The sequence below is a fragment of the Bacillus sp. SG-1 genome (assembly GCF_000181495.1).
Classification (GTDB): Bacteria; Bacillota; Bacilli; order Bacillales; family Bacillaceae_B; genus Rossellomorea.
Genome location: NZ_ABCF01000054.1, coordinates 1 through 20,257 on the forward strand (window position 1 = coordinate 1; position 20,257 = coordinate 20,257).

Genomic DNA, 20,257 nt, shown 5'->3' on the forward strand with positions numbered 1-20,257 from the left:
TTGGTCGGAGACTTCCAGAAGTTTGTAGGTGAGGCAAAGGGCTGGCAAAAGAAACCTGAGGAAGAAAAACGCAAAGAATTGAAAGAACTGCTCGGCCACAAACCGATCGAGGTCTTCTTTGGCGGGCTTTCTGGAATACTCCTGACATTGGTTATTTACTATACTCTTTAGTAATAGGGGGACCTTTTATGAGAATCGTATCCATTTGTCCCAGTAACACTGAAGTCGTCGACTACTTGGGATTGACTTCTTCCCTGGTAGGAGTTGATGACTTTTCCGATTATCCAGAAGAAGTCCACACTCTCCCAAAGCTTGGTCCTGACCTCAGCATTGATATGGATAAAGTTGAAGCTCTCCAACCGGACTTAATCCTGGCCTCCTTAAGCGTGCCGGGCATGGAAAAAAATATAGAAGAGCTGAACAAAAGGAACCTGCCTTATATAGTCACCAATCCACAGAGCTTCGAGGACATTGCCGATGACTTGCTGACGGTTGGAAAAGCTTGCGGTATTGAAGAAAAAGCTGTTGAAATGCAAAAAGAATTCCACGAAAAAATCAACTTGCTGAAAGAAGCCGCCAACAAAACAGACCATTCTCCAGAGCTTTATTGGGAGTGGTGGCCAAAGCCCGTTTTTACTCCTGGAAAAATAAATTGGCTCACAGAATTAAGCAGGCTTGCAGGAGCACAAAATGTATACAGAGATGTTGACCTTGCCAGCATCCAGACGGATTGGGAAGATGTTTACAAAAGAAATCCTGATTACATATGCCTTGCATGGGTCGGCGTAAGGCGCGAAAAAGTGAACCCAAAGGTAGTCACAAAAAGAAATGGCTGGAATAACCTTCAGGCTGTCATGAATGACCGCATCCTCGTCCTTGAAGAGGATTTATACTGCAGGCCTTCCCCAAGATTGCTGGAGGGCGCATTGAAGCTGGGGAAAATTCTGCACCCCCAACAGTTTGGATCCATCACATTTACTACTTAACAAAAGACTTTCTACCTATAGATTGTTGCTTTGGGAAAAATCCCTAGTGCCGGATTCCCCCCTGGTTACAAGGTTTTTTCTCTCTGAATGACTAGCTCTGTTCTCTCTTGCTTACCATGGTATTTCCTTGGATTATGGTTATATTTTTTTGTGGATTCATATCAAATAGCGACAAAATTCAAGAAAACCAGCCTAACAAAAGAGGAAGAGCCCTTTTCGGGCCCTTCCTCTTTTCATTATTCTTCTACCTTTTGTATATACTTCTGTCTGAACACTTGCATGCTTTCATTTTCATTAAGGGCTGTAAGTTCTTCTTCAGAGAGCTTTCCTGTCCCCTTCGTGACGATATAGACCTCCAGCTCTTTCTTGCCCCAGAGCTCGTATACTTCATCTACTGTTTCGTAATACAAGTCAAGCTTATGTCCTTTAATGGCGCTTCCTGTATCAGCCACGACGCCATATCCGTATCCGGGGATGAACAGGATGGTGCCGATCGGAAATACATTAGGGTCGGCAGCCACTGTTGAATACAAGTCTCTTTTCACTTTTACCCCTGAATATGTAATACCATAAGCCGGATCATCCGGAAGTTTACCGGTCGATTCAATTCCAGCTGTATATCCTGTAGCTGTTACAGTCGACTTTGGATATTGCGACCAATCAATAGCATCTTCAAGGGATTTAGGCTTCGCTACAACCGGTTCAGTCGCTGCTATCAGCGTGCGGAGGCTTTTCGCCCTTTTTAACAACTTTTCTTTTAATGATAATGTTTTATATGAATGCTCCTTAGATACACTTTCAACATGCTTAGTTTCTATCTGTTCTGACAGCCAGCCGGAAAAAGATTGTGCCTTCACCCCGGAAATTGATTGGAATGTGACAAACAAAGCTGCTGTAAATAAGAGGGCCATAACAAGCCTCTTAGACCACTTTTTAATATTTTTCATGTAACAATCACTCCTCCCATCTCTATTACTTTCCCAAAAGACATGAATATATTCAGGAATTAGTTAAAAAGTCTAATAGTTTCAACTTTCTGAATAGAGTGGTGAAGAGAAAAGCTTACTGCTTATAGAATTTTAACTATCTATCAGGTACCCCCCGAGGGAAAACAGGAGCAAGTGGAAAGAGAAAGTAACTAAGGCAGGCACTAGAACATCATTCTGTGAATAGAGAGAAATAACTTTCATACTAGAAAAATAAATGGGATGTTTAATTCTTCTCCTTCCTGTGTAGATTAAGTTGAATAAGTGGTGACTGAAGTGGAAGATGCTTGACCTCCTGCGGGCCCAGCGGGACGTCTAGTTACAGCACCCAGCCCCTCGGGATCAAATAACCCTCAGCGAACAAAAGGAAAGATCACCTTTTTTCGCTGAGGAACATTTGCCTGTCGGGGCTGACCGGGGTGCTTCCACTTTTGACGACAGGTGAGACCAAGGTTACGTACCCACTGGAACGTAACCCCACAGGCGCAGCCGAGGAGGCCAAGCTCCAGCGGCCGAGGGGCCGTACCCACTGGAACGGACTTAGCGACTAGCAGATTTCGGTCTCTCTCCTTGCGATAAGTCAACATCGGCTCGCTCCGCTTGCCGTGTTTCCTTTATCTCATGCGAGAGCCCTGAAATCTGTACGTCGCTGAACGGCCGCTTCCGCTTTTTAGTTCACCGCCCGCCCCGCAGAGTCGAGCATCTGGAGCGGAAATCAAATTTAAATCTATCTATAACAAAAAAACTCTTCGCCGTTTAGCAAAGAGTTCTCCAATATACATAAGGCTTAAAACATCTGATATCCTTTTTTTCTAAGAATCTTCATCGTAATGCCGGATACAATCGCACCAGCCAGTCCACAGGAAAGGATAAGCACATCCACTGCTGTAAGAGCCCCGAATTTAGTGCCCAAGGCAGAGAAGGACTCTCCGGGATTTCTAAAATAATCTATAAACCTTACTTCATCTACAATAAAAATGGTTATAAGAGGATATATAACTGCCATGACCCATGTCATCCGCAGCAGCATATTCAGCAAAAAGCCAATACCAAAAAACAACACAAAAAATAATAACATCGATATAATTACAACTGGAATTCCCATTTGCATTCCTGAGCACCTCCATTGACACTAAAGTTTAGTGTACTGAATGTTTCATCCACCGTCAATAAACATTGGAGGGAAATACAGGTTCTTCACAAAATGAACATATTTGAATATGTCAATGATGGTTGGATTCAAAAACAAAAAGGACCGGCAGTTCAGCCAGTCCCTAAATATTAAAAATATGAGTGCTATTATTTATTATTTGTTTTTACCGCTGCCGCTGCAGCATGGACATGTTTCAGAGCCGCCAAGAACGAGTTGGAAATACCCTTTGCCTGAGCAATATTCACATTTCTTTGTTGATGTTTCAAGTGTTGATCTCATCGTCCTTATCTCCCCTTCACTAAAAAGTTTTTGTTGATTTCTGATAATATAACATCGTTTGATTTTTTAGGAAAGGGACAAAAAAACGCGTGTACAGCCATGAAAGCGAATACATTTATATCTTTCATCCATTATCTTGCTATTTCTTTAAATTTCAGAAAATTAAAAAAATAATTTATAACTAGTGTAGCCGAACTGTTCACCAGGGTCTATTGGGTCTAATCCTGATTTAAGAAGCTTGAAATCATGCTTAATCATCTCATGTATCATTACGGATGTTTCTTCATTCTTAAGAAGCTCTTCCTTGGTCATCCACTTCACTTCAGAAATTTCATTTTCACAGGGGATCGGCTTTTGAGAAGGGTCCTTCCTAGTCAGCAAAAACAAAACCATATTATCACTGATCTTCCCCTTGATCACCCCCGACCTGATACCGATGATACCTGACACATGCGTGTCCAGACCGGTTTCTTCTTTTACCTCCCTCTGGGCAGCCTGTTCAAGGGTTTCCCCCTCATCAACAAAACCTGCTGGCAGTGACCACATTCCTTTAAGTCCGCCATATTTCTTTTTTACCACCAGCCACCGGCCCTCTTCATCAACAAGCAGGCCGGCAGCAGCAAGCCAGACATTTCCTCGTTTCACGCAATTCCCTCCGATCTTTTGGGTTTAATTCTTTTTGGGGGTTCACTGTGTTTTCCTCGCTATACACACTATTAGCTGACAATTCTCTTTTTATAATAGGATGTTTAGTTTCTAATACCCTATTACTCAGCACTTTTCTTACTATAATACGGTGTTTCTGTCCTAATCACCCTATTACTCAGGGCTTCTCCTTCTATAATACGGTGTTTCTTCCCTAATCACCTCGGTTCTTTGCTGTAAGCCGGTGATCGATGTTACTCCGGTTAAAATAAAGTATAGAGTAGTGTAGGAACAACAATCAAAAAAAGCAGAACGAAGTGATTCGCTCTGCTTGTCTATCTATTAAAAGAATTTGAATTTACCTTTTTTCATTACCAGTCCTGCGCCGCCTACCATGTAAAGCGCACGGTTATCGACCATTTTCTTCATGAAGGAAGCTTTTGATCCCATAAGTTTTTTGCCGAATACTAGACCGATCGCATCGTCTTCACCTAGAGAACATACAGTTCCTTTGATGTCAGGTGTGAACTGCTCCAGTGCATCATTGCCTTTCATCAAAGCAGTGATGTTGCGGGCGCAGGTTTCACCTTGCTGCATTGCAATCTGAGCTGTCGGAGGATATGGGCGTTCTGTTTCTTCGTTGATCATTAATGAACAGTCACCAATGACGAAGACGTTGTCGTGCCCTGGTGCTCTCAAGTCTTTTTCAACTTTAACACGGGCTCTCATGTTTTCGATACCTGATTTTTCAATTACAGGATTTCCACGGACACCCGCAGCCCAAACGATTGTGCCTGCTTGGATTTCTTCCACTTCATCTTCACCTTTAGAAATGATGACAGAGTTAGCAGTCGCTTCTTTAAGCGGAGTGCCGATGCGGAATTCAACGCCTTTTTTCTCCAGCTTTGCACGAGCATATTTAACAAGCTCAGGATCAAATCCAGGAAGGATCATTGGTGCAGCTTCCACACACACGATTCTGACTTTCTTGAAATCAACATCGTACTCTTTGCATAGCTCAGGTATTCTGTTTCCAAGTTCACCAAGGAACTCAATTCCTGTGAAACCGGCACCGCCGACAACGATTGTCAAGCGCTCGTCTTTCTTCTCTTCTTCATTTTTATAAGTGGCAAACTGATATTCAATGTGTTCACGAAGCTGGCGGGCGGAATTGATGTTCGCAATCATGAAGGCATGTTCATGTAGGCCCTTAATTCCGAACGTTTCAGATACCGCACCAAGTGCAATGACAAGGTAGTCATATTCAACTTCGCCGTTGGCTGTGATCACTTTTTTCGCATCTGTTTTAATATCTTCCACTGTAGTTTGCATGAAGTTCACTTTGTGGCCGTCGATGACATCTTTGATATCGTAACGGACTTTATCATGATGCAGCGTCCCTGCGGAAGCCTCGTGCAGCCATGTTGTTTCATAATGGTAATCATTCTTGTTGATCAGAACGATTTCCGCTTCATCTTTGCTGAATTGCTTTTGCAGGCGAGTCACTGTCATCAGGCCGCCATAACCAGCACCTAATACAACTATTCTTGGCTTTCTCAACGAAATCACATCCACCTTTTTCTTAGAATTTACGATGAATTATGTTTAGCATCCACCGCAGGCAAGATTTTTATTTGAGGAAATATGAAATAAATAAAGAAATATAAATAAGTATGTGACAAATTTCACGATAAAGAATAAAAAAGGATGAAAAATGTCATAAAATCTTAACAATATGCCCTATCTTACATATTATTCTTTTTACTTTTGATTTTCAAGATATAACCCTAAAGAATTAAACTTTAGAAAATTTAGAATACTAGCTTTTTCACATTAGAAAACAAAGGAATGGAAGCGCATTCAATATAACTGACTATTCGCAATTTTGATACATATTTTGTGAAGAAGTGAGCTCATGTGGTAGAATAGAGACTATATTGCAAAACAATCAGGAGGGATATCATTTGAAAGAGGATCAAAAAGTATATGATATTACAATCATCGGTGGAGGTCCAACTGGATTGTTCACGGCTTTTTATGGCGGGATGAGAAAAGCAAGCGTTAAAATCATCGAGAGCCTGCCGCAGCTGGGCGGACAATTGTCCACACTCTATCCGGAAAAATATATTTATGACGTAGCCGGCTTCCCGAAAGTAAAAGCACAGGACCTTGTGAATAACTTAAAAGAACAAATGGCACAGTTCGAGCAGACTGTCTGCCTTGAGCAAGCTGTGGAAAACGTTGAAAAGCAAGCAGACGGGGTCTTTAAATTAACGACTGATAAAGAAGTCCACTACTCCAAGACCATCATCATCACTGCCGGAAACGGTGCGTTCCAACCGAGAAGATTGGAATTAGAAGGATCTTCTACATATGAAGGAAAAAATCTTCATTATTTCATAGATGACATGCAATACTTCGCCGGTAAAAAAGTAGTAATCTGCGGCGGCGGAGATTCCGCAGTCGATTGGGCCTTAATGCTTGAGCCGATTGCAGAAAAGGTTACACTTGTTCACCGCCGTGACAAGTTCCGCGCTCATGAACACAGTGTGGACCAGCTACACCAATCTTCTGTGGAAATCAAAACACCTTTCGTCCCTACCGAAGTGATCGGTAACGGAGAAAAAGTGAGTCAGTTAGTATTGGAAGAAGTACGCGGAGAAGCAAAAGAAGCATTGGAGCTTGATGAACTGATCGTCAACTTCGGTTTCGTCTCTTCCCTTGGCCCAATCAAGGACTGGGGCTTGGAAATCCAAAAGAACTCGATCGTTGTCAATTCCAAAATGGAAACGAATATTCCAGGAATCTATGCAGCAGGAGATGTATCCACTTATGAAGGAAAAGTTAAGCTGATTGCCAGCGGTTTCGGCGAAGCGCCGACTGCTGTCAATAACGCAAAAGCTTATATGGATCCAAAAGCAAGAGTACAGCCTCTTCATAGTACATCCTTGTTCAGCTGATCAAGAAAGATATGTAGTGGACGAAATCTAACATGATTTTCGTCCACTTTTTTATATCCATTTGTATTGATAAATCTAATTGATTTCATAAAGCTAATACTTATAGATAGATTAATGCTAATTTATCAAAAGTAGTAATCATGGTTGCTTGGAGCGGAGGGTGAACGACGTCCTGCGGGAATAGCGGACGTCTAGTTCCAGCTCCCAGCCCCTCGAGGTCAAATAACCCTGAGAGAATAAAAGGGAAGATCGCCTTTTTTTTCTCTCAGGAACATTTGCCTGTCGGGTCTAACCAGGGCGCTTCAACATTTGATGACAGGTGAGACCAAGGTTACGTACCCACTGGAACGTACTTAGCGACTAGCACATTTCGGTCTCTCTCCTTGTGAATCCAGCTGCAAGGCCCCACCGGCTAGCGGACTTCCCTGCCCCCTCCTTGCGATAAGTCAACAAGTTCATTTCCTCCACTCGATTAAAGAGGTATTTAGAAAAAAATCGGCTTTTGGATTTTTTCTGTAAGAGGCTTCTCTGGTTAATGGTGCATTCTTGGTCAATGGAAAATGAACATCAACTCACTGCGTTCGTTGTGTTTCCTTTATCTCAAGCGGATACAGTCCAGTCTGTACGTCGCTGAACGGCCGCTTACGCTTTTTAGTTCACCGCCCGCCCCGCGGAGTCACACATCTGGATCGGAAATCATTTAACCACTTCTAAAAAGACCAAAGGTTAGGAAGAGAGTCTTTTAAAACTTCGCCTGCAGAATAAAAGATACACACGGCGCCATCCTATATAGAGTGCACTAGACAGCGTTTAATCAAAGCTTTTACGGGTAGAGCATTTAGTAAGAAATCTTTAAGTAAAGAGGATGATTGCCATGAATGTACTCGTTATCGGAGCTAACGGAAAAACAGGAAAACATGTTATTAGCTCCCTCGTCAACAGCAGCCAGCACTTTACCAAAGCGATGATTCGCAAAGCGGAACAGATCGATACTATGGAGGATCTTGGCGCTAAGCCGCTTGTCGGAGACTTGGAAGATGACTTTTCTTATGTTTTTGATGAAGTGAATGCCGTTATCTTCGCAGCAGGATCAGGCAGTGGGACTGGATCCGACAAGACCACAGCCGTTGATGAGCAGGGAGCCATCAAAGCCATAGATTACGCAAAACAAAAAGGCTTGGATCGCTTCATCATGCTGAGTTCCATGGGAGCGGACACCCCTTCAATTGGACCAGATGGACTGCAGCACTACTTAGAAGCAAAAGGAAAAGCCGATCAGCACTTAATTGAAAGCGGCCTGAACTATACCATCGTCCGGCCCGGCGCCCTTGTGGATGGTGAAAAGACTGGAAAAATCATCGCTTCCTCTTCCATCGAAGACAAAAGCGGAAGCATCACCCGTGGAGATGTCGCCGATGTGCTGACCGCTTGTCTTACAGCATCCGAAACTTATCATAAAACATTTGAAATTTTGAACGGCGATACACCTATTAACGAAGCTTTGAAAAAGATTTGACAGTGGGATTAGTCGCAGATTACCCAAAGAAACACAAAAGAAGCCCCTTGCGGAAATCGAACAATTTCCGCAAGGGGCTTTTTTTATATGGATCAGCAATTCTCCGGCGTGCCGGTATTCGTCGCTGTCCTGAAGGATGATCCGCATCCGCAGTTTGCGATGGCATTCGGATTATCGATGGTAAAGCCTCCGCCCATCATCGATTGTTTATAATCAATCTTCGTACCGTTAAGGATCGGGGCATCCTGCTTGTTCACCACCACTTTGATGCCATTCTGTTCAAGCTGGACGTCATCTTCACCGGCTTCATGCTCAAATCCCATCCCGTATGAGAGACCGCTGCAGCCTCCGCCTTTGATGGATACACGGATGAACGCTCCTTCTTCCTCATTCTGTTTCATCATATCCTTGATTTGCAGTGCTGCCGCTTCTGTAATCACTACAACATCTGACATATTATTCACCTCCATTATTACCTAATAAACATTTATCTGCTCTCTATATTTTATGACTATTTAGTCTACAGTATATACTTTTTTGCCTTCTTCCTCAACCAATCTGCAAAATGGGCAGATGTGGATTACGGGCAGAAGAATCTGCAATAGGGACAGGCAGTTGTAAAAAAAACTTTTATTAGATATATAAAATACTGATAATTTCTGCCATTTTACTAGTTCTTTATACTTACTGTGTTATATAATGTAAGTATAATTACCTAATGGGATTGGAGCGTATAGGAATGACAGAGATATCTCCTTATTATCAACGTAATTTGACGTGCTTTTCATGTCGGGGGGAGTTTAAAACAACAAAGATCCGCTCCAGGTTTATTAGATACCACCAGCATGATACGGATTTTTGTCCCAATTACCTATCGACTGAATTGAACCCTCTTTTATATAATGTAAATGTTTGTCCTCATTGCGGCTTCTCATTTACGGAGAATTTTTCTAAGCATATGATCCCGGTGATCAGGAATGAAATACATAACCATATCTCTGCCCATTGGAGTGGACAAAGTTATGGCGGGCTGCGGACAGTTGAAGAAGGAATCAAAACGTATAAGTTGGCGATTTTAAGTGCCTCTGTAAAAAGAGAGAAGCCGATCGTCAAGGCTGGACTCTATTTACGGACCGCCTGGTTGTACCGTACTTTAAAAGATTCAGACCAAGAGTTCCGGTTTATGAAGCTGGCAGTAGAAGCCTATTGTGCTTCCTATAGCCAAGAGGACTTTATTGATACCCAAATGTCGACGGCAAGGATACTATATTTGATCGCCGAACTGTATTACCGGCTCGGCAATTACTCACAATCTGCCATCTACTTTTCCAAAGTCATTCAGCAGCAAAAGCACACGAAAGAACCGAGGATTATCGAAATGGCACGCCATCGGTGGGAGGATTTACGGGAAGATTATAAAAAGGCAAAATAAAAAGCTGGGATTCCCAGCTTTTTTTCAATCATAGATTCCTGGGCAAAAAGCCTCCAACATATTCCCATCGGGATCATAAAACTTGAAATGGCCCTTATACGAAGGATTCTCTTCCACTTCTACATTGTTTTCTTTCAATTCATAATACAAGCGTTCACAGTATTCCGTTGAAATCCCGAGCACCGGATGCGTTGTTTGTGGTTTTTGAACAGCTTCCTTTTTTTCAATCAGGCATAGCACAGGGGGCCCGCTTTTTCCTTCATCATAATTCCCCGAAAGCAAGAACGACGGTCTTTCCGTAATCTGCGGCAATCGTAAGCCCCAAGGTATCCTGGTACCAATTGGCAGCGTCGGTAATATCACTTACATATAAGTTGGTTTGTAAAAGCCCTGTAAAATAAGACATGTCTTATTTTCTCCTTTTCAAATAGATTTTCAGTTAAATTTATTATAATAAATAAACAGGCAGAAAAAAGGTCTTTTCTGCCTGTTCAAGTTGATATATAGGTTAAAACATCGGATTCTCTTCTAAGAATTGATAAATATTTTCCACTAGCTCGTCCGGACTGTCTCCCTGAACCACATCACCATTCACAAGAGCGAAGAACGATGAAGCGCATTTTCCACAGTACCCTAAACAGCCATATTCAACTACATCCAAATTAGGATCCCTTTCAAGAGCCTCGAGCGCTTTTTGTGCTCCGCTTGCAAGATTGCTAATGCAAAACTCAATAATCGGTTTCACTTTCTTCACCTCGCTATTACTACATGATAATGCTACCTTTTTTCCAGTATAACGTCAATGAGTTATACTTTTTTGACAGCTCTCAGAACGGGCAGTGGAATTTCTAAAACTTACATCACCAAATAATCAATATCATGTGAATAATTTGTCATAATTCTGTTGTGAAATATCTATTATTTCGATATACTTTTTAGTGATTACGTTTTATTTAATACGAATAATAGATAAATATGTCCACTATTGAAAGTGCTTACTTAAACCTGTTCCTCATTTCGCAAACTTTGCAACTCCCCGCATCGTCAATCAGCCGGGCTTTTCTGCATAGTGAAGACAGAAATGAGTTCATCATTCAAGTGCAAAAGGGGAAATTACGTTATGAAAAATTTAGTCCTGCTCGGTGGCGGGTACGGAAATATGCGGGTGCTTCTTCGCCTGCTGCCTAACCAGCTTCCCGAAGATGTTTCTATTACCCTTATAGACCGGGTGCCTTATCATTGTTTAAAAACAGAATATTACGCGCTTGCGGCGGGTACCATCTCCGATCAGCATGTCCGCGTCGACTTTCCGGAACACCCAAGATTATCGGTTAAATATGGTGACGTCACAAAAATAGATATTGCTAATAAACTGATTCATCTTGGTGATAATGAGGCTGTCAGCTACGATGATTTAGTCATCGGCCTCGGGTCTGAAGATAAGTATCACGGCGTACCAGGTGCAGATGAATTCACATACAGCATTCAATCGATCGAAAAATCCCGCAAAACGTATGAAGCACTATGCAACCTTCCTGCCGGATCTGTTGTCGGAATCGTTGGTGCCGGCTTGAGCGGGATTGAACTTGCCAGTGAATTACGGGAAAGCCGCTCAGATTTGGATATCAAACTCTTTGACCGCGGTTCTAGGATTCTTGGTGCATTCCCTGAGCGTCTTAGCTCATACGTTCACAAGTGGTTCGAGGAAAACGATGTAGACATCGTTAATAACTCAAGTATCACTAAAGTCGAACCAAATACGTTGTATAACCACGAAGACAGCATCCACTGTGACGCCATCGTCTGGACAGCCGGCATACAGCCAAACAAAATTGTCCGTGAAATGGAAGTAGAGAAAGATAAACAAGGCAGAGTGGTACTGACAAAGTATCATAATATTCCTGAAGATGAGCACATATATGTAGTCGGAGACTGCGCGAGCCTTCCTCAGGCACCAAGCGCCCAACTTGCAGAAGGACAAGCAGAACAAATCGTCACCGTCCTGCTGAAGCGCTGGAAAGGTGAAGAGCTGCCGGAAGAACTTCCCCGCATCAAACTGAAGGGCATACTAGGATCTCTTGGAAAAAAACACGGCTTTGGACTGGTGAACGAGCGTTCAATAACAGGCCGTGTGGCAAGGCTCCTGAAATCCGGTGTCCTTTGGATGTATAAGTATCATAATGGATGATCTAAATTGAGAAGGAAAACCAACGGCTTGGATGCCGTTGGTTTTTTGTTGTTTCGGCAGCACAGCCTTTTTAGCGGTTTGACGCAATTAATTCATAGCAGACGCAATTATGCTCGTTTTGACGCAATTATTTTAAATTAGACGCAATTCCCCCTGAAATCGACGCAATTAACATAGTTCCCCTCTTTGGGGTTCACGTTCCAGTGCTACTAGATAAATCTTCTTACTTGTTTCCTGCATAATACAAAAAAAATAACCCGTCACACCTTCAAAAGGTGCCCGGGCCTCAAGTCAACCAGCCTGGTATCCGTATTTTTCAAGCTCAGAAAATACCGTTTTTAATTTAGGATTTCCTTCGCCAACCACTTTTCCGAAAATGGAAACGACGGGGTAAAACATATCTTCTTCAATGACACGGGAAGCGAATTCCTGCAGCTCTTCCTCTTCCGGTGGATCGAATATATCTACATATCTGATTGTAAATGGTTGTTCCGGAAATTTCCTCGTTATCGCCGCATCCAGCCAATCGTATGTTTCCTTGGACGTCGGCAAATTGACACAACTTGCACAAACCTTTTCCGCACCATACACGATGATTTCCACTTCTTTTCTTTCCATGACTCCACCCCTTTATCTTCCTTTCTCTTATTTTACAAAACTTCCAGGATTATCGTAACTGAAAAGTTTAATAAGAGCTGTTCACCACACTTTTAGTTCCATCATGCATATACAAACTGTAAGACGTGACCCTGCATGAATATCACTTAGTAAGCCGTGCAAAGCAAAAAGGCCAATACAACGCTTACATTATTATTGCACAAGGGAAAATTTAACACACGAATTCGGCTCAACCAATAGATTTTTTCAGCATATATTATTATAATAGAAAGTAAGGTAAGGAAAGGAGTCGATTGTACATGACACAACAAGAATTAGTACCTCAAGTACAAGAGGTGTTAGATAAATTACGTCCGTTCCTGCTTCGCGATGGTGGAGATTGTGAATTGGTCGATATCGAGGATGGCATTGTAAAGCTTCGTCTCCTTGGTGCTTGCGGCAGCTGCCCGAGTTCAACCATCACACTAAAAGCTGGTATTGAGCGCGCGCTGTTGGAAGAAGTTCCAGGAATCGTGGAAGTGGAACAAGTATTTTAATTCACCAAAGGAAGACCTGGACTCCAGGTCTTCCTTTTTGGTTTGAGCCTGGTTTTTTCAGGCTGGTGCCATCACTGCTTGGCTATTGCCCGGGTCAACGATAACCAAGCAATGAGCGTGTCGAAAGTCTAAAAAGGATGACCTGCCGAAGCAGATCATCTTTTTTATTTTTGCCATTCTTTATTCACTAATGTTTTCGGTGTGCCTCCTTCAAGAACTGCCTTGATATTGCTGATACACAGTTCCATCATTTCCATCCTTGTTTCCACCGACGAACTTCCGATATGCGGAAGGGCGACGACGTTATCCAACGACAATAATGGATGGGTCTTATCAATCGGTTCTTTTTCAAATACATCAAGCCCCGCTGCAGCAATTTCTCCATCCACAAGCGCTCTATATAAAGCTTCTTCATTGACGATCGGCCCTCTGGCAGCATTGATGAAAATCGCTGAGGACTTCATCATTTCGAATTGTTCCTTTTGGAGCAGCCCTTTTGTTTCAGGCGTTAGGGGGGCAAGGCAGACTACATAATCAGACTGGGACAGAAGTTCTTCAAGACTTGCGTACTTTGCCCCTAACACTTCTTCAGCTTCAGGTTTTCTGGAGCGGTTATGGTACAGGATGTTCATATCGAAGCCTTTTGCTCTTCTTGCAAACGCCTCTCCTATGCTTCCCATCCCAATGATTCCCACTGTTTTGTGATGGATATCGGTTCCGGCCATAAGAAGCGGTGACCAGCTTTTCCACTTTCCTTCCCTGACATATTTGTCTGCCTCAATCAATCGGCGCGCAGCTGCCATCATCAAACCGAATGTGAGATCGGCCGTTGTATCTGTCAGGACGTCCGGTGTGTTGCAGACAGCAACATCCTTTTCATTTGCAGCTTTTAGATCGATATTATCAAACCCGACTGCCAGGTTGGCGACGACTTTCAGATTTGGTGACTTTTCGAACAGTTCCCTGTCTATAGGGTCTGACAGCATGGACAGGATTCCTGATGCTTCACCTGCTTTTTCAAGTAAGATTTCACGCGGGACAGCTATATTCTCATCATCCCACATCTCCACTTCATATTTCTCCTGTAAAGAAGTCAAAACTTCTTCAGGCAGTTTGCGTGTAACATAAACATATGGCTTCATTCCTAAACCCCCTGCATTTTTGCACTTTTTTCTATATTTTAACAATATCAGGAGGGAATGGAAAGCAACACGTTTCACCTTAGCCAGGTAACCACTGGGATGCCATAAGACTTAACCGGAACTTCGCCGACTCCATAAAAATTGCCAAGGAATTGTTCATAATGACGGGTTGAATTCAGATACCCATGCAATTTCTCGCCCATCTGAAATTGCTGGCCTTCCGATTCAGACAGGTAGTAGTTCTCTACGGTTTCAAAATAATGCAGTGGAAACAACAACCTGGCAAAGACAATCCTCCATGAGAAGGAAGACAAAGGTTCGACTGATTGATAATCTCGTAAAAATTGTTGAATGTCCGGCTGATGGGTGTTTTGTCTTTTAAAATACCTCTCGCGAACATGTTCAGCGATATCTCTCCCGCCATGGTCAAATACCCAGTCAAAAGGATTTCGTATAGTGATTTCCCTTCCCCAGACTCCTTCTGAAAATCGTTCATGGCAAACAGTCCCTGAATCAGTGTATACCGGGTTATCATCCATTTCTGTATCCACTAAATATTGAACCGCATTTTCTGCAAGCCCTATATAGTAAGGACAGCTGTCGATGAACATCCTTTCAAATTCGTCCACCGGATGGTTTTCGATGACCATTTGATAAGCTTTTTCCATTTGTTCAATTCTTTTTTCCCAAAGAGTCTTCCATTGGCCGATACGGCTGATGTGCGTGATTTTTTCTTCAATCGCACGGCCCCTATGGTGAAATTTTGCGAGCTTTCTCCCTATTTTTTCCTCAGCATTCCTGCTGTGAGGATTATTCTTTAACACGGTATAGTCCTGTTCCTTTTCATTTACCAGGAAACGGCCTTCTGCAGTCGGGACGAATGAAGACACATACCGATCTCCGTATTTTTTCATATGCTCTGAAATGTTATAAAGCTCCGCCAGGTTATCCTGTTCCCTATTCGTCACATTGACAATAGTATATATGGAACCATCCGCCATGTATCTCTCTGCTCTACCATCTTTGAACGATCGTTCCGGCTGCAGTCCATAATGCTTCGTTAAAATATCTTCCATGAGATTCTCCCCCAAATAATCCTTTTACTTATGTATATGAATGAAAAAGGATCATTCATGATGGGAAAAATGGATGGGACAAAAAATGATAAAAGTCTTCTAAATATCAAGCTTGTTTCATATAACTATAAATACACACAATTTTTTTACAGAACATTAGTATACTTACCTGCCGGGGGCAATAATAGATAAGTGAATGGAACAATTGGCGCAGTATGGACATTTAGGTCTTGTTTGAAAAAACTTGAGGAAAAGGTGACGGAGATGAAGGATAAAGAATCAAAGAAATTATCAGAAGAAACGGCACGCAGATGGCTGCATGAGCGCGGTGTCGAAATAGATGATATCGCCGAACTTGTCCTGTTCCTGCAGAAAAAATATCACCCTAACCTGGGAATCGAAGAATGCCGCAATAACATCGAAAGAGTTCTGTCAAAACGGGAAGTGCAAAATGCAATCCTTACAGGGATTCAGTTAGACCGGCTCGCTGAAAAAGGCATGCTTGAAGAACCCCTGCAATCCATCATCGAGGTGGATGAAGGTCTTTACGGCGTCGATGAAATTCTAGCCTTCTCCATCGTGAATGTTTACGGATCCATCGGCTTTACCAATTATGGATATATCGATAAACAGAAGCCGGGAATACTGGAAAAATTAAATGATAAATCATCGAATAAATGTCACACATTCCTGGATGACATTGTCGGTGCAATTGCTGCTGCAGCCTCTTCAAGACTGGCACACCGGTATGATGAGGATGAGGAATAGGGAGCACAAAAGGAAGGCTGTGCGCCTTCCTTTTTGTTTGAGTTTTTATTGATGATTGCGAATTGAAAATCATACTTTATAAGAGTTTTTTCATGGTTTCTCGCTTTCGTGTACTGGAAACTCGGTCTCAAGACATTTCTGTGCATGGTTTCTCCCTTTTATGCCCTTGAGACCTTTCCTGAAGACACTTTTCACGGGATTTTCTTACTTTAATGCCCTTTAGACTTCCTCTCAAGACACTTTCACAGAGAAATTTTCACTTTCTTGTCCTTGAGATGATCTCTCAAGACACTTTTACAGCAGATTCCTCTCGTTTATGTCCTTGAAGCACCTTCTCAAGACATTTTTCGCGGGATTTTCTCACTTTCATGTCCTTGAGACGAACCCTCATGACACTTTTTGCAGCAATTACTCACCTTGATGCCCATGAAACGCGTCCGCTCACTCATCTTTACATTTCTGAGATCAAACTTCCCACTCATCAAGAGAGTTGATGGTATACGTCGGCTGTATCTCTTTTTCACTCAGGATTTCTTTTGTGGTTACCCCGGTATGGACAAGAAGCGTATCCAGCCCCGCGTTGATCCCTGCCAGAATATCCGTGTCATAATTATCGCCGACCATCAGCGTTTTCTCTTTAGGTACACCAAGGACTTCCTGAGCCTGTTCCATGATGATCGATTCTGGTTTTCCGATGAAGATTGGCTGAGTTTGGGTGGAAACCGTGATGACTGAAGTCAATGAGCCGTTTCCAGGCAACAGTCCTCTTTCTGTCGGTATCGCAATATCTCCATTTGTAGAGATAAAGGTAGCACCATTTCTTACACCAAGACAAGCCAACGCTAATTTTTCATAATTGATGCTTCGGTCGATTCCGACCACGACAAAATCCGGTTTCTCATCAACAATCCGAAGTCCTTTTTCCTCCAGCGCCGACCTTATGCCTTCCTCTCCGATCACATATGCAGTTGCACCTTGTTTTCTCTCAGCGATAAAGTTTGCTGTTGCCATAGAAGTGGTGAAAACTTGGTCCGGTTCTGCAGGGATATCGAAGTCCCTTAGTTTCGCAGCAACTTTTTCCGGCGTTGCCGATGAGTTATTTGTCACAAAAAGATACGGCAGGCCTTTCTGAATCAGGCGATTGACAAAGTCACCCGCTTCCTCAATTTTTTCTGTTCCTCTATACATCGTTCCATCTAGATCGATTAAGTATCCTTGATAGTCTTTCATAGTAACCTCCAGCTATGCTCAATCCATTGATGAGCATCATATTATGTCTTATTATGTTAGTTTTTGCTTGTTGGAGAAGTGATAATGGTGGATATCTAATTTCTGAAAGCAGAAACCGGTCCCAGCTCATTTGTCAGGTATTCTCTGACGTGTACAGGAAATAATCGTAGAGAGTCCATATTATCCTTCAAACTTTTCACCACTGCCTCATGGTCGATTTGTGTATACTCCTGCACGACCATCTTTCGGAATCCAATTACATTTTTCAAGCTGAGTTCCATTTCTTTCGTGATCACTTTTTCATCTAAAAGGATATCGATAATATCCTCATAGCTTCCAGGATCTCTCATGATAAAGCCGTCTATCATAGCATTGCCTGTATCCAGGATGGATTCGATTAGTGTGTGTGCAATCCGTTCCAATGCCAATTGCTCCACTCGGGAATTCCACTCTTCCTGAGATTGAAATAAGTCCAATTGCTTTTCCATATATATCAAAATTTCTTCAATTTTCTCACGGTCAACAAAATACATGAGCAGCACCTCGCCTTTAATCTCGACTATTTTCTGGAACATTGCTGCTTCACCTGTCAAACTCCCTGGATAAACGTGAGATGCCCTTGGAGCAGCAACCAATGCCAAAGATAGCCTGTTTTAGTTTTCAACTTATAGTGTAACATATTCCTGCAAAATTCTTCTCCAAAATACTACCAGCATGAGATTTCTCCGTCTTCACATACTAAAAAATATCGGAGGTGGCTAAATGTTTTTTTTCAATAAAGAAAAACGCACCCTTGATAAAGAAGAAGAAGTGTACTCGGATTTTTCCAATGTCGAAACCATGAGAAATTTCCTTGTACCAGAACAAACACCGGAAGGTCCTTACGGGGCGCCGAGGGGAAAATATACTCCTGTTGAAAACAAGTCCACTCCCTGGAGAGAAGGACAGCGCTATTACAGTGCATTCAACTATGAGTTTAAATCACTGCATCAGGATATTCCCAGACAGGATCCCGGTTCCCACCCGGTCCATGCCGACCTGGAACAGAACGAGGAGCCCCCGTATACAGAAAACAAATAAAAAAAGCCGGCATCCCATTATATGGGACCTGCCGGCTTTACTTCTTTAAAGCCCTAATAGGGACTGTCCCTCTTAGTGCTTTAAAGTGTTAAAGTTACTGTTTTGTTTTTTTGATGATAAAGTAAGGACATCCAAAATTGCAGTATTCATATAAATAATCTTTGATTGTGGTGATCTTGGTATCAAAGGTCGCCTTTTGATTCTGATCGTCAAAGAACCCTTTTAAGCGAAGCTGACCGTATCCCCAGTCACCGAGAATGTAATCATATTTGTTTAAAATATCACTGTAGCGAGCGCGGAATGCTTCTTCATTGAATCCATCCCGGAATTCCTCGACCACTTCATAACACACATTATTAATGCAAACCATCTTTACTTCACCTACTTTCCTGAACGAACCATTTTCCGATTTTATATAATGCTGTTTACTTGATTCCCTTCCAGGTAATCCTGTACCTGCAAACAGCTTTAACAAATCACTTATTTAAATTATAACTGATTGTCCATTAATTACTAAGAGAAAAATACAATTCACCTGGTCATTCTAACAAATGAGGAGGTGTTTAAATTGAATAAGAAAATACTTGCAGCAGGAGTCGTCAGCATTTCCCTTTTGGGAGCAGGATGTGCAAATGATCTTGCCTCTGATGGCGATGAAATCTTTCACGATAGCGGAAACTCCATCAATATTGGTGAAGATGAAGATATCTACAGAGAAGTTGAAAACAGTGAGCATGCCCGCGGGGAACAATTTGGCTATGTAAGACATCAAAAGAGTCCCATTGCCGGCAGAACCATTTCCACTGATGATATGTACACGATTGACCGTGAAAAAGTAGCCGACTCCATCAGTAAAATGAGCGTCACACTTCCACAAGTAGAGGATGCATCCACTCTTGTAACAGATGAAGAAGTATTAGTTGCTTATAGAACCGATGCAAAAGATAAAGACCTTCGATTTGAAGTTGCAGATCAAGTGAAGAAATCGGCGCTGTCCGTTGTGCCGCGCTGGTATCACGTATATGTAACTGACGATCCGAACCTGATGCAAAACGTCGAAAACCTTGCCTCAATGGACACAGATATGGCCAATGTCAACACAGCCATTGACGATACAATCAATCTGATGCTCCAGGATTCTCCCCAAGGGCGGGAGATTGATGCAGGCGAAAACGCCAACGGTGAAATGTATGATGAAATGAACGAGATGAACGAAGATGATGTCCACCGCATCGATCGTGACAGACAAAAACGATATGACAATACTGGCCATGACGATATGACTGATTAACAAAAGGACTGATCCTTCTGGCCAGGATCAGTCCTTTCTTTTTTAAAAAATTATGCCTTCTGAACTTGAGCTTCTCCCATTTCCTGTTTAGCTTTGGCAGCAGCATTAACCTGCTCGTCTGCATGGTAGGAAGAACGGACAAGCGGACCTGCTTCACAGTGGCTGAAGCCTTTTTCCATCGCAATTTCGCGAAGTTCCGCAAACTCATCCGGATGATAATATTTTTGAACCTTCAAATGTTTCTTCGATGGCTGCAAGTATTGACCAATTGCCATAATATCTACATTTGCTGCTCTCAAATCATCCATCGTTTCAATGATTTCTTCTTTTGTTTCGCCAAGTCCTACCATGATGCTGGACTTCGTAGGGAT

General features: G+C 42.4%; 23 protein-coding genes and 3 pseudogenes. 10 read left to right on the forward strand and 16 right to left on the reverse strand.

Features of this window, described 5'->3' with window-relative positions; genetic code table 11:
• Both BSG1_RS19890 and BSG1_RS15325 read left to right on the forward strand, forming a co-directional pair.
• A pseudogene (locus BSG1_RS19890) lies at positions 1-171 on the forward strand (divergent PAP2 family protein); the annotation flags it as partial.
• A 17-nt stretch (positions 172-188) separates the two neighbouring features.
• The gene (locus tag BSG1_RS15325) at positions 189-986 is read left to right on the forward strand and encodes a cobalamin-binding protein (RefSeq protein ID WP_006838036.1); all 798 of its coding nucleotides are present in this window, start codon (positions 189-191) and stop codon (positions 984-986) included.
• A 236-nt stretch (positions 987-1,222) separates the two neighbouring features.
• Here the strand turns inward: BSG1_RS15325 and BSG1_RS15330 are convergent, their stop codons facing one another.
• The 5 genes from BSG1_RS15330 to BSG1_RS15345 form a co-directional block, all read right to left on the reverse strand.
• Positions 1,223-1,933 carry a 3D domain-containing protein gene (locus tag BSG1_RS15330; protein ID WP_006838037.1) on the reverse strand — a complete coding sequence of 237 codons (711 nt, stop codon included), beginning with the start codon at positions 1,931-1,933 and terminating at the stop codon, positions 1,223-1,225.
• An 826-nt stretch (positions 1,934-2,759) separates the two neighbouring features.
• Positions 2,760-3,083 (reverse strand): YuiB family protein, encoded by a 324-nt coding sequence (locus tag BSG1_RS15335; RefSeq protein ID WP_006838038.1) that lies wholly within the window; start codon positions 3,081-3,083, stop codon positions 2,760-2,762.
• Between the two features lie 195 nt (positions 3,084-3,278).
• Entirely contained in the window at positions 3,279-3,404 is a 126-nt protein-coding gene (locus tag BSG1_RS21150) for a YuiA family protein (RefSeq protein WP_198008243.1), read from the reverse strand.
• A gap of 162 nt (positions 3,405-3,566) precedes the next feature.
• The gene (locus tag BSG1_RS15340) at positions 3,567-4,049 is read right to left on the reverse strand and encodes an NUDIX hydrolase (protein ID WP_006838041.1); all 483 of its coding nucleotides are present in this window, start codon (positions 4,047-4,049) and stop codon (positions 3,567-3,569) included.
• 342 nt (positions 4,050-4,391) lie between these two features.
• Positions 4,392-5,609 carry an NAD(P)/FAD-dependent oxidoreductase gene (locus BSG1_RS15345; RefSeq protein WP_044022992.1) on the reverse strand — a complete coding sequence of 406 codons (1,218 nt, stop codon included), beginning with the start codon at positions 5,607-5,609 and terminating at the stop codon, positions 4,392-4,394.
• Positions 5,610-6,013: 404 nt separating this feature from the next.
• Between BSG1_RS15345 and BSG1_RS15350 the strand changes: the two genes are divergently transcribed.
• Both BSG1_RS15350 and BSG1_RS15355 read left to right on the forward strand, forming a co-directional pair.
• Positions 6,014-7,009 (forward strand): NAD(P)/FAD-dependent oxidoreductase, encoded by a 996-nt coding sequence (locus BSG1_RS15350; protein ID WP_006838043.1) that lies wholly within the window; start codon positions 6,014-6,016, stop codon positions 7,007-7,009.
• 874 nt (positions 7,010-7,883) lie between these two features.
• Positions 7,884-8,525 carry an SDR family oxidoreductase gene (locus BSG1_RS15355; RefSeq protein WP_044022993.1) on the forward strand — a complete coding sequence of 214 codons (642 nt, stop codon included), beginning with the start codon at positions 7,884-7,886 and terminating at the stop codon, positions 8,523-8,525.
• 92 nt (positions 8,526-8,617) lie between these two features.
• Here BSG1_RS15355 and BSG1_RS15360 read toward each other — a convergent pair whose 3' ends face one another.
• Positions 8,618-8,980: a HesB/IscA family protein gene (locus BSG1_RS15360; RefSeq protein ID WP_044022994.1), complete on the reverse strand. Its 363-nt coding sequence runs from the start codon at positions 8,978-8,980 to the stop codon at positions 8,618-8,620.
• A 284-nt stretch (positions 8,981-9,264) separates the two neighbouring features.
• On the opposite strand from BSG1_RS15360, the gene BSG1_RS15365 reads away from it, so the two are divergent.
• The gene (locus tag BSG1_RS15365) at positions 9,265-9,957 is read left to right on the forward strand and encodes a DUF2225 domain-containing protein (RefSeq protein ID WP_044022995.1); all 693 of its coding nucleotides are present in this window, start codon (positions 9,265-9,267) and stop codon (positions 9,955-9,957) included.
• A gap of 24 nt (positions 9,958-9,981) precedes the next feature.
• Here the strand turns inward: BSG1_RS15365 and BSG1_RS15370 are convergent, their stop codons facing one another.
• The 3 genes from BSG1_RS15370 to BSG1_RS15375 form a co-directional block, all read right to left on the reverse strand.
• Positions 9,982-10,269: a VOC family protein gene (locus BSG1_RS15370; protein WP_198008244.1), complete on the reverse strand. Its 288-nt coding sequence runs from the start codon at positions 10,267-10,269 to the stop codon at positions 9,982-9,984.
• A complete protein-coding gene (locus tag BSG1_RS20945) occupies positions 10,220-10,363 on the reverse strand; it encodes a VOC family protein (RefSeq protein WP_006838049.1) in 144 nt (47 codons plus the stop codon). Before BSG1_RS20945 ends, BSG1_RS15370 begins: the two co-directional genes overlap by 50 nt.
• Positions 10,364-10,465: 102 nt before the next feature.
• On the reverse strand, positions 10,466-10,702 hold the full coding sequence (locus BSG1_RS15375; RefSeq protein ID WP_006838050.1) for a YuzB family protein: 237 nt from the start codon (positions 10,700-10,702) through the stop codon (positions 10,466-10,468).
• A 375-nt stretch (positions 10,703-11,077) separates the two neighbouring features.
• On the opposite strand from BSG1_RS15375, the gene BSG1_RS15380 reads away from it, so the two are divergent.
• On the forward strand, positions 11,078-12,145 hold the full coding sequence (locus BSG1_RS15380) for an NAD(P)/FAD-dependent oxidoreductase (RefSeq protein ID WP_006838051.1): 1,068 nt from the start codon (positions 11,078-11,080) through the stop codon (positions 12,143-12,145).
• A gap of 291 nt (positions 12,146-12,436) precedes the next feature.
• Here the strand turns inward: BSG1_RS15380 and BSG1_RS15385 are convergent, their stop codons facing one another.
• On the reverse strand, positions 12,437-12,763 hold the full coding sequence (locus tag BSG1_RS15385) for a YuzD family protein (RefSeq protein WP_006838052.1): 327 nt from the start codon (positions 12,761-12,763) through the stop codon (positions 12,437-12,439).
• A gap of 317 nt (positions 12,764-13,080) precedes the next feature.
• Here BSG1_RS15385 and BSG1_RS15390 point away from each other — a divergent pair.
• Positions 13,081-13,299, forward strand: a pseudogene (locus tag BSG1_RS15390) (NifU family protein); the annotation flags it as partial.
• Positions 13,300-13,463: 164 nt separating this feature from the next.
• On the opposite strand, the gene BSG1_RS15395 reads toward BSG1_RS15390, so the two are convergent.
• Both BSG1_RS15395 and yutH read right to left on the reverse strand, forming a co-directional pair.
• On the reverse strand, positions 13,464-14,441 hold the full coding sequence (locus BSG1_RS15395) for a 2-hydroxyacid dehydrogenase (protein WP_044022996.1): 978 nt from the start codon (positions 14,439-14,441) through the stop codon (positions 13,464-13,466).
• A 74-nt stretch (positions 14,442-14,515) separates the two neighbouring features.
• Complete coding sequence (yutH, locus tag BSG1_RS15400) at positions 14,516-15,517, reverse strand: spore coat putative kinase YutH (RefSeq protein WP_006838055.1); 1,002 nt, start codon at positions 15,515-15,517, stop codon at positions 14,516-14,518.
• A 264-nt stretch (positions 15,518-15,781) separates the two neighbouring features.
• On the opposite strand from yutH, the gene BSG1_RS15405 reads away from it, so the two are divergent.
• On the forward strand, positions 15,782-16,285 hold the full coding sequence (locus tag BSG1_RS15405; RefSeq protein WP_044022998.1) for a phosphatidylglycerophosphatase A family protein: 504 nt from the start codon (positions 15,782-15,784) through the stop codon (positions 16,283-16,285).
• Positions 16,286-16,750: 465 nt separating this feature from the next.
• On the opposite strand, the gene BSG1_RS15410 is transcribed toward BSG1_RS15405, so the two are convergent.
• Together BSG1_RS15410 and hepT are read right to left on the reverse strand one after the other, a co-directional pair.
• The gene (locus tag BSG1_RS15410) at positions 16,751-17,515 is read right to left on the reverse strand and encodes a TIGR01457 family HAD-type hydrolase (RefSeq protein ID WP_006838058.1); all 765 of its coding nucleotides are present in this window, start codon (positions 17,513-17,515) and stop codon (positions 16,751-16,753) included.
• Positions 17,516-17,610: 95 nt separating this feature from the next.
• Complete coding sequence (hepT, locus tag BSG1_RS15415; RefSeq protein WP_006838059.1) at positions 17,611-18,048, reverse strand: type VII toxin-antitoxin system HepT family RNase toxin; 438 nt, start codon at positions 18,046-18,048, stop codon at positions 17,611-17,613.
• Between the two features lie 229 nt (positions 18,049-18,277).
• Here hepT and BSG1_RS15420 point away from each other — a divergent pair, with 229 nt between their 5' ends.
• Positions 18,278-18,595 carry a hypothetical protein gene (locus tag BSG1_RS15420; protein WP_006838060.1) on the forward strand — a complete coding sequence of 106 codons (318 nt, stop codon included), beginning with the start codon at positions 18,278-18,280 and terminating at the stop codon, positions 18,593-18,595.
• Positions 18,596-18,689: 94 nt separating this feature from the next.
• Here the strand turns inward: BSG1_RS15420 and BSG1_RS15425 are convergent, their stop codons facing one another.
• Positions 18,690-18,965, reverse strand: a complete 276-nt coding sequence (locus BSG1_RS15425; RefSeq protein WP_006838061.1) for a YutD family protein — start codon at positions 18,963-18,965, stop codon at positions 18,690-18,692.
• A gap of 189 nt (positions 18,966-19,154) precedes the next feature.
• Between BSG1_RS15425 and BSG1_RS15430 the strand changes: the two genes are divergently transcribed.
• Entirely contained in the window at positions 19,155-19,886 is a 732-nt protein-coding gene (locus BSG1_RS15430) for a YhcN/YlaJ family sporulation lipoprotein (RefSeq protein ID WP_006838062.1), read from the forward strand.
• A gap of 50 nt (positions 19,887-19,936) precedes the next feature.
• On the opposite strand, the pseudogene BSG1_RS15435 reads toward BSG1_RS15430, so the two are convergent.
• Positions 19,937-20,257: pseudogene (locus BSG1_RS15435) on the reverse strand (lipoyl synthase); the annotation flags it as partial.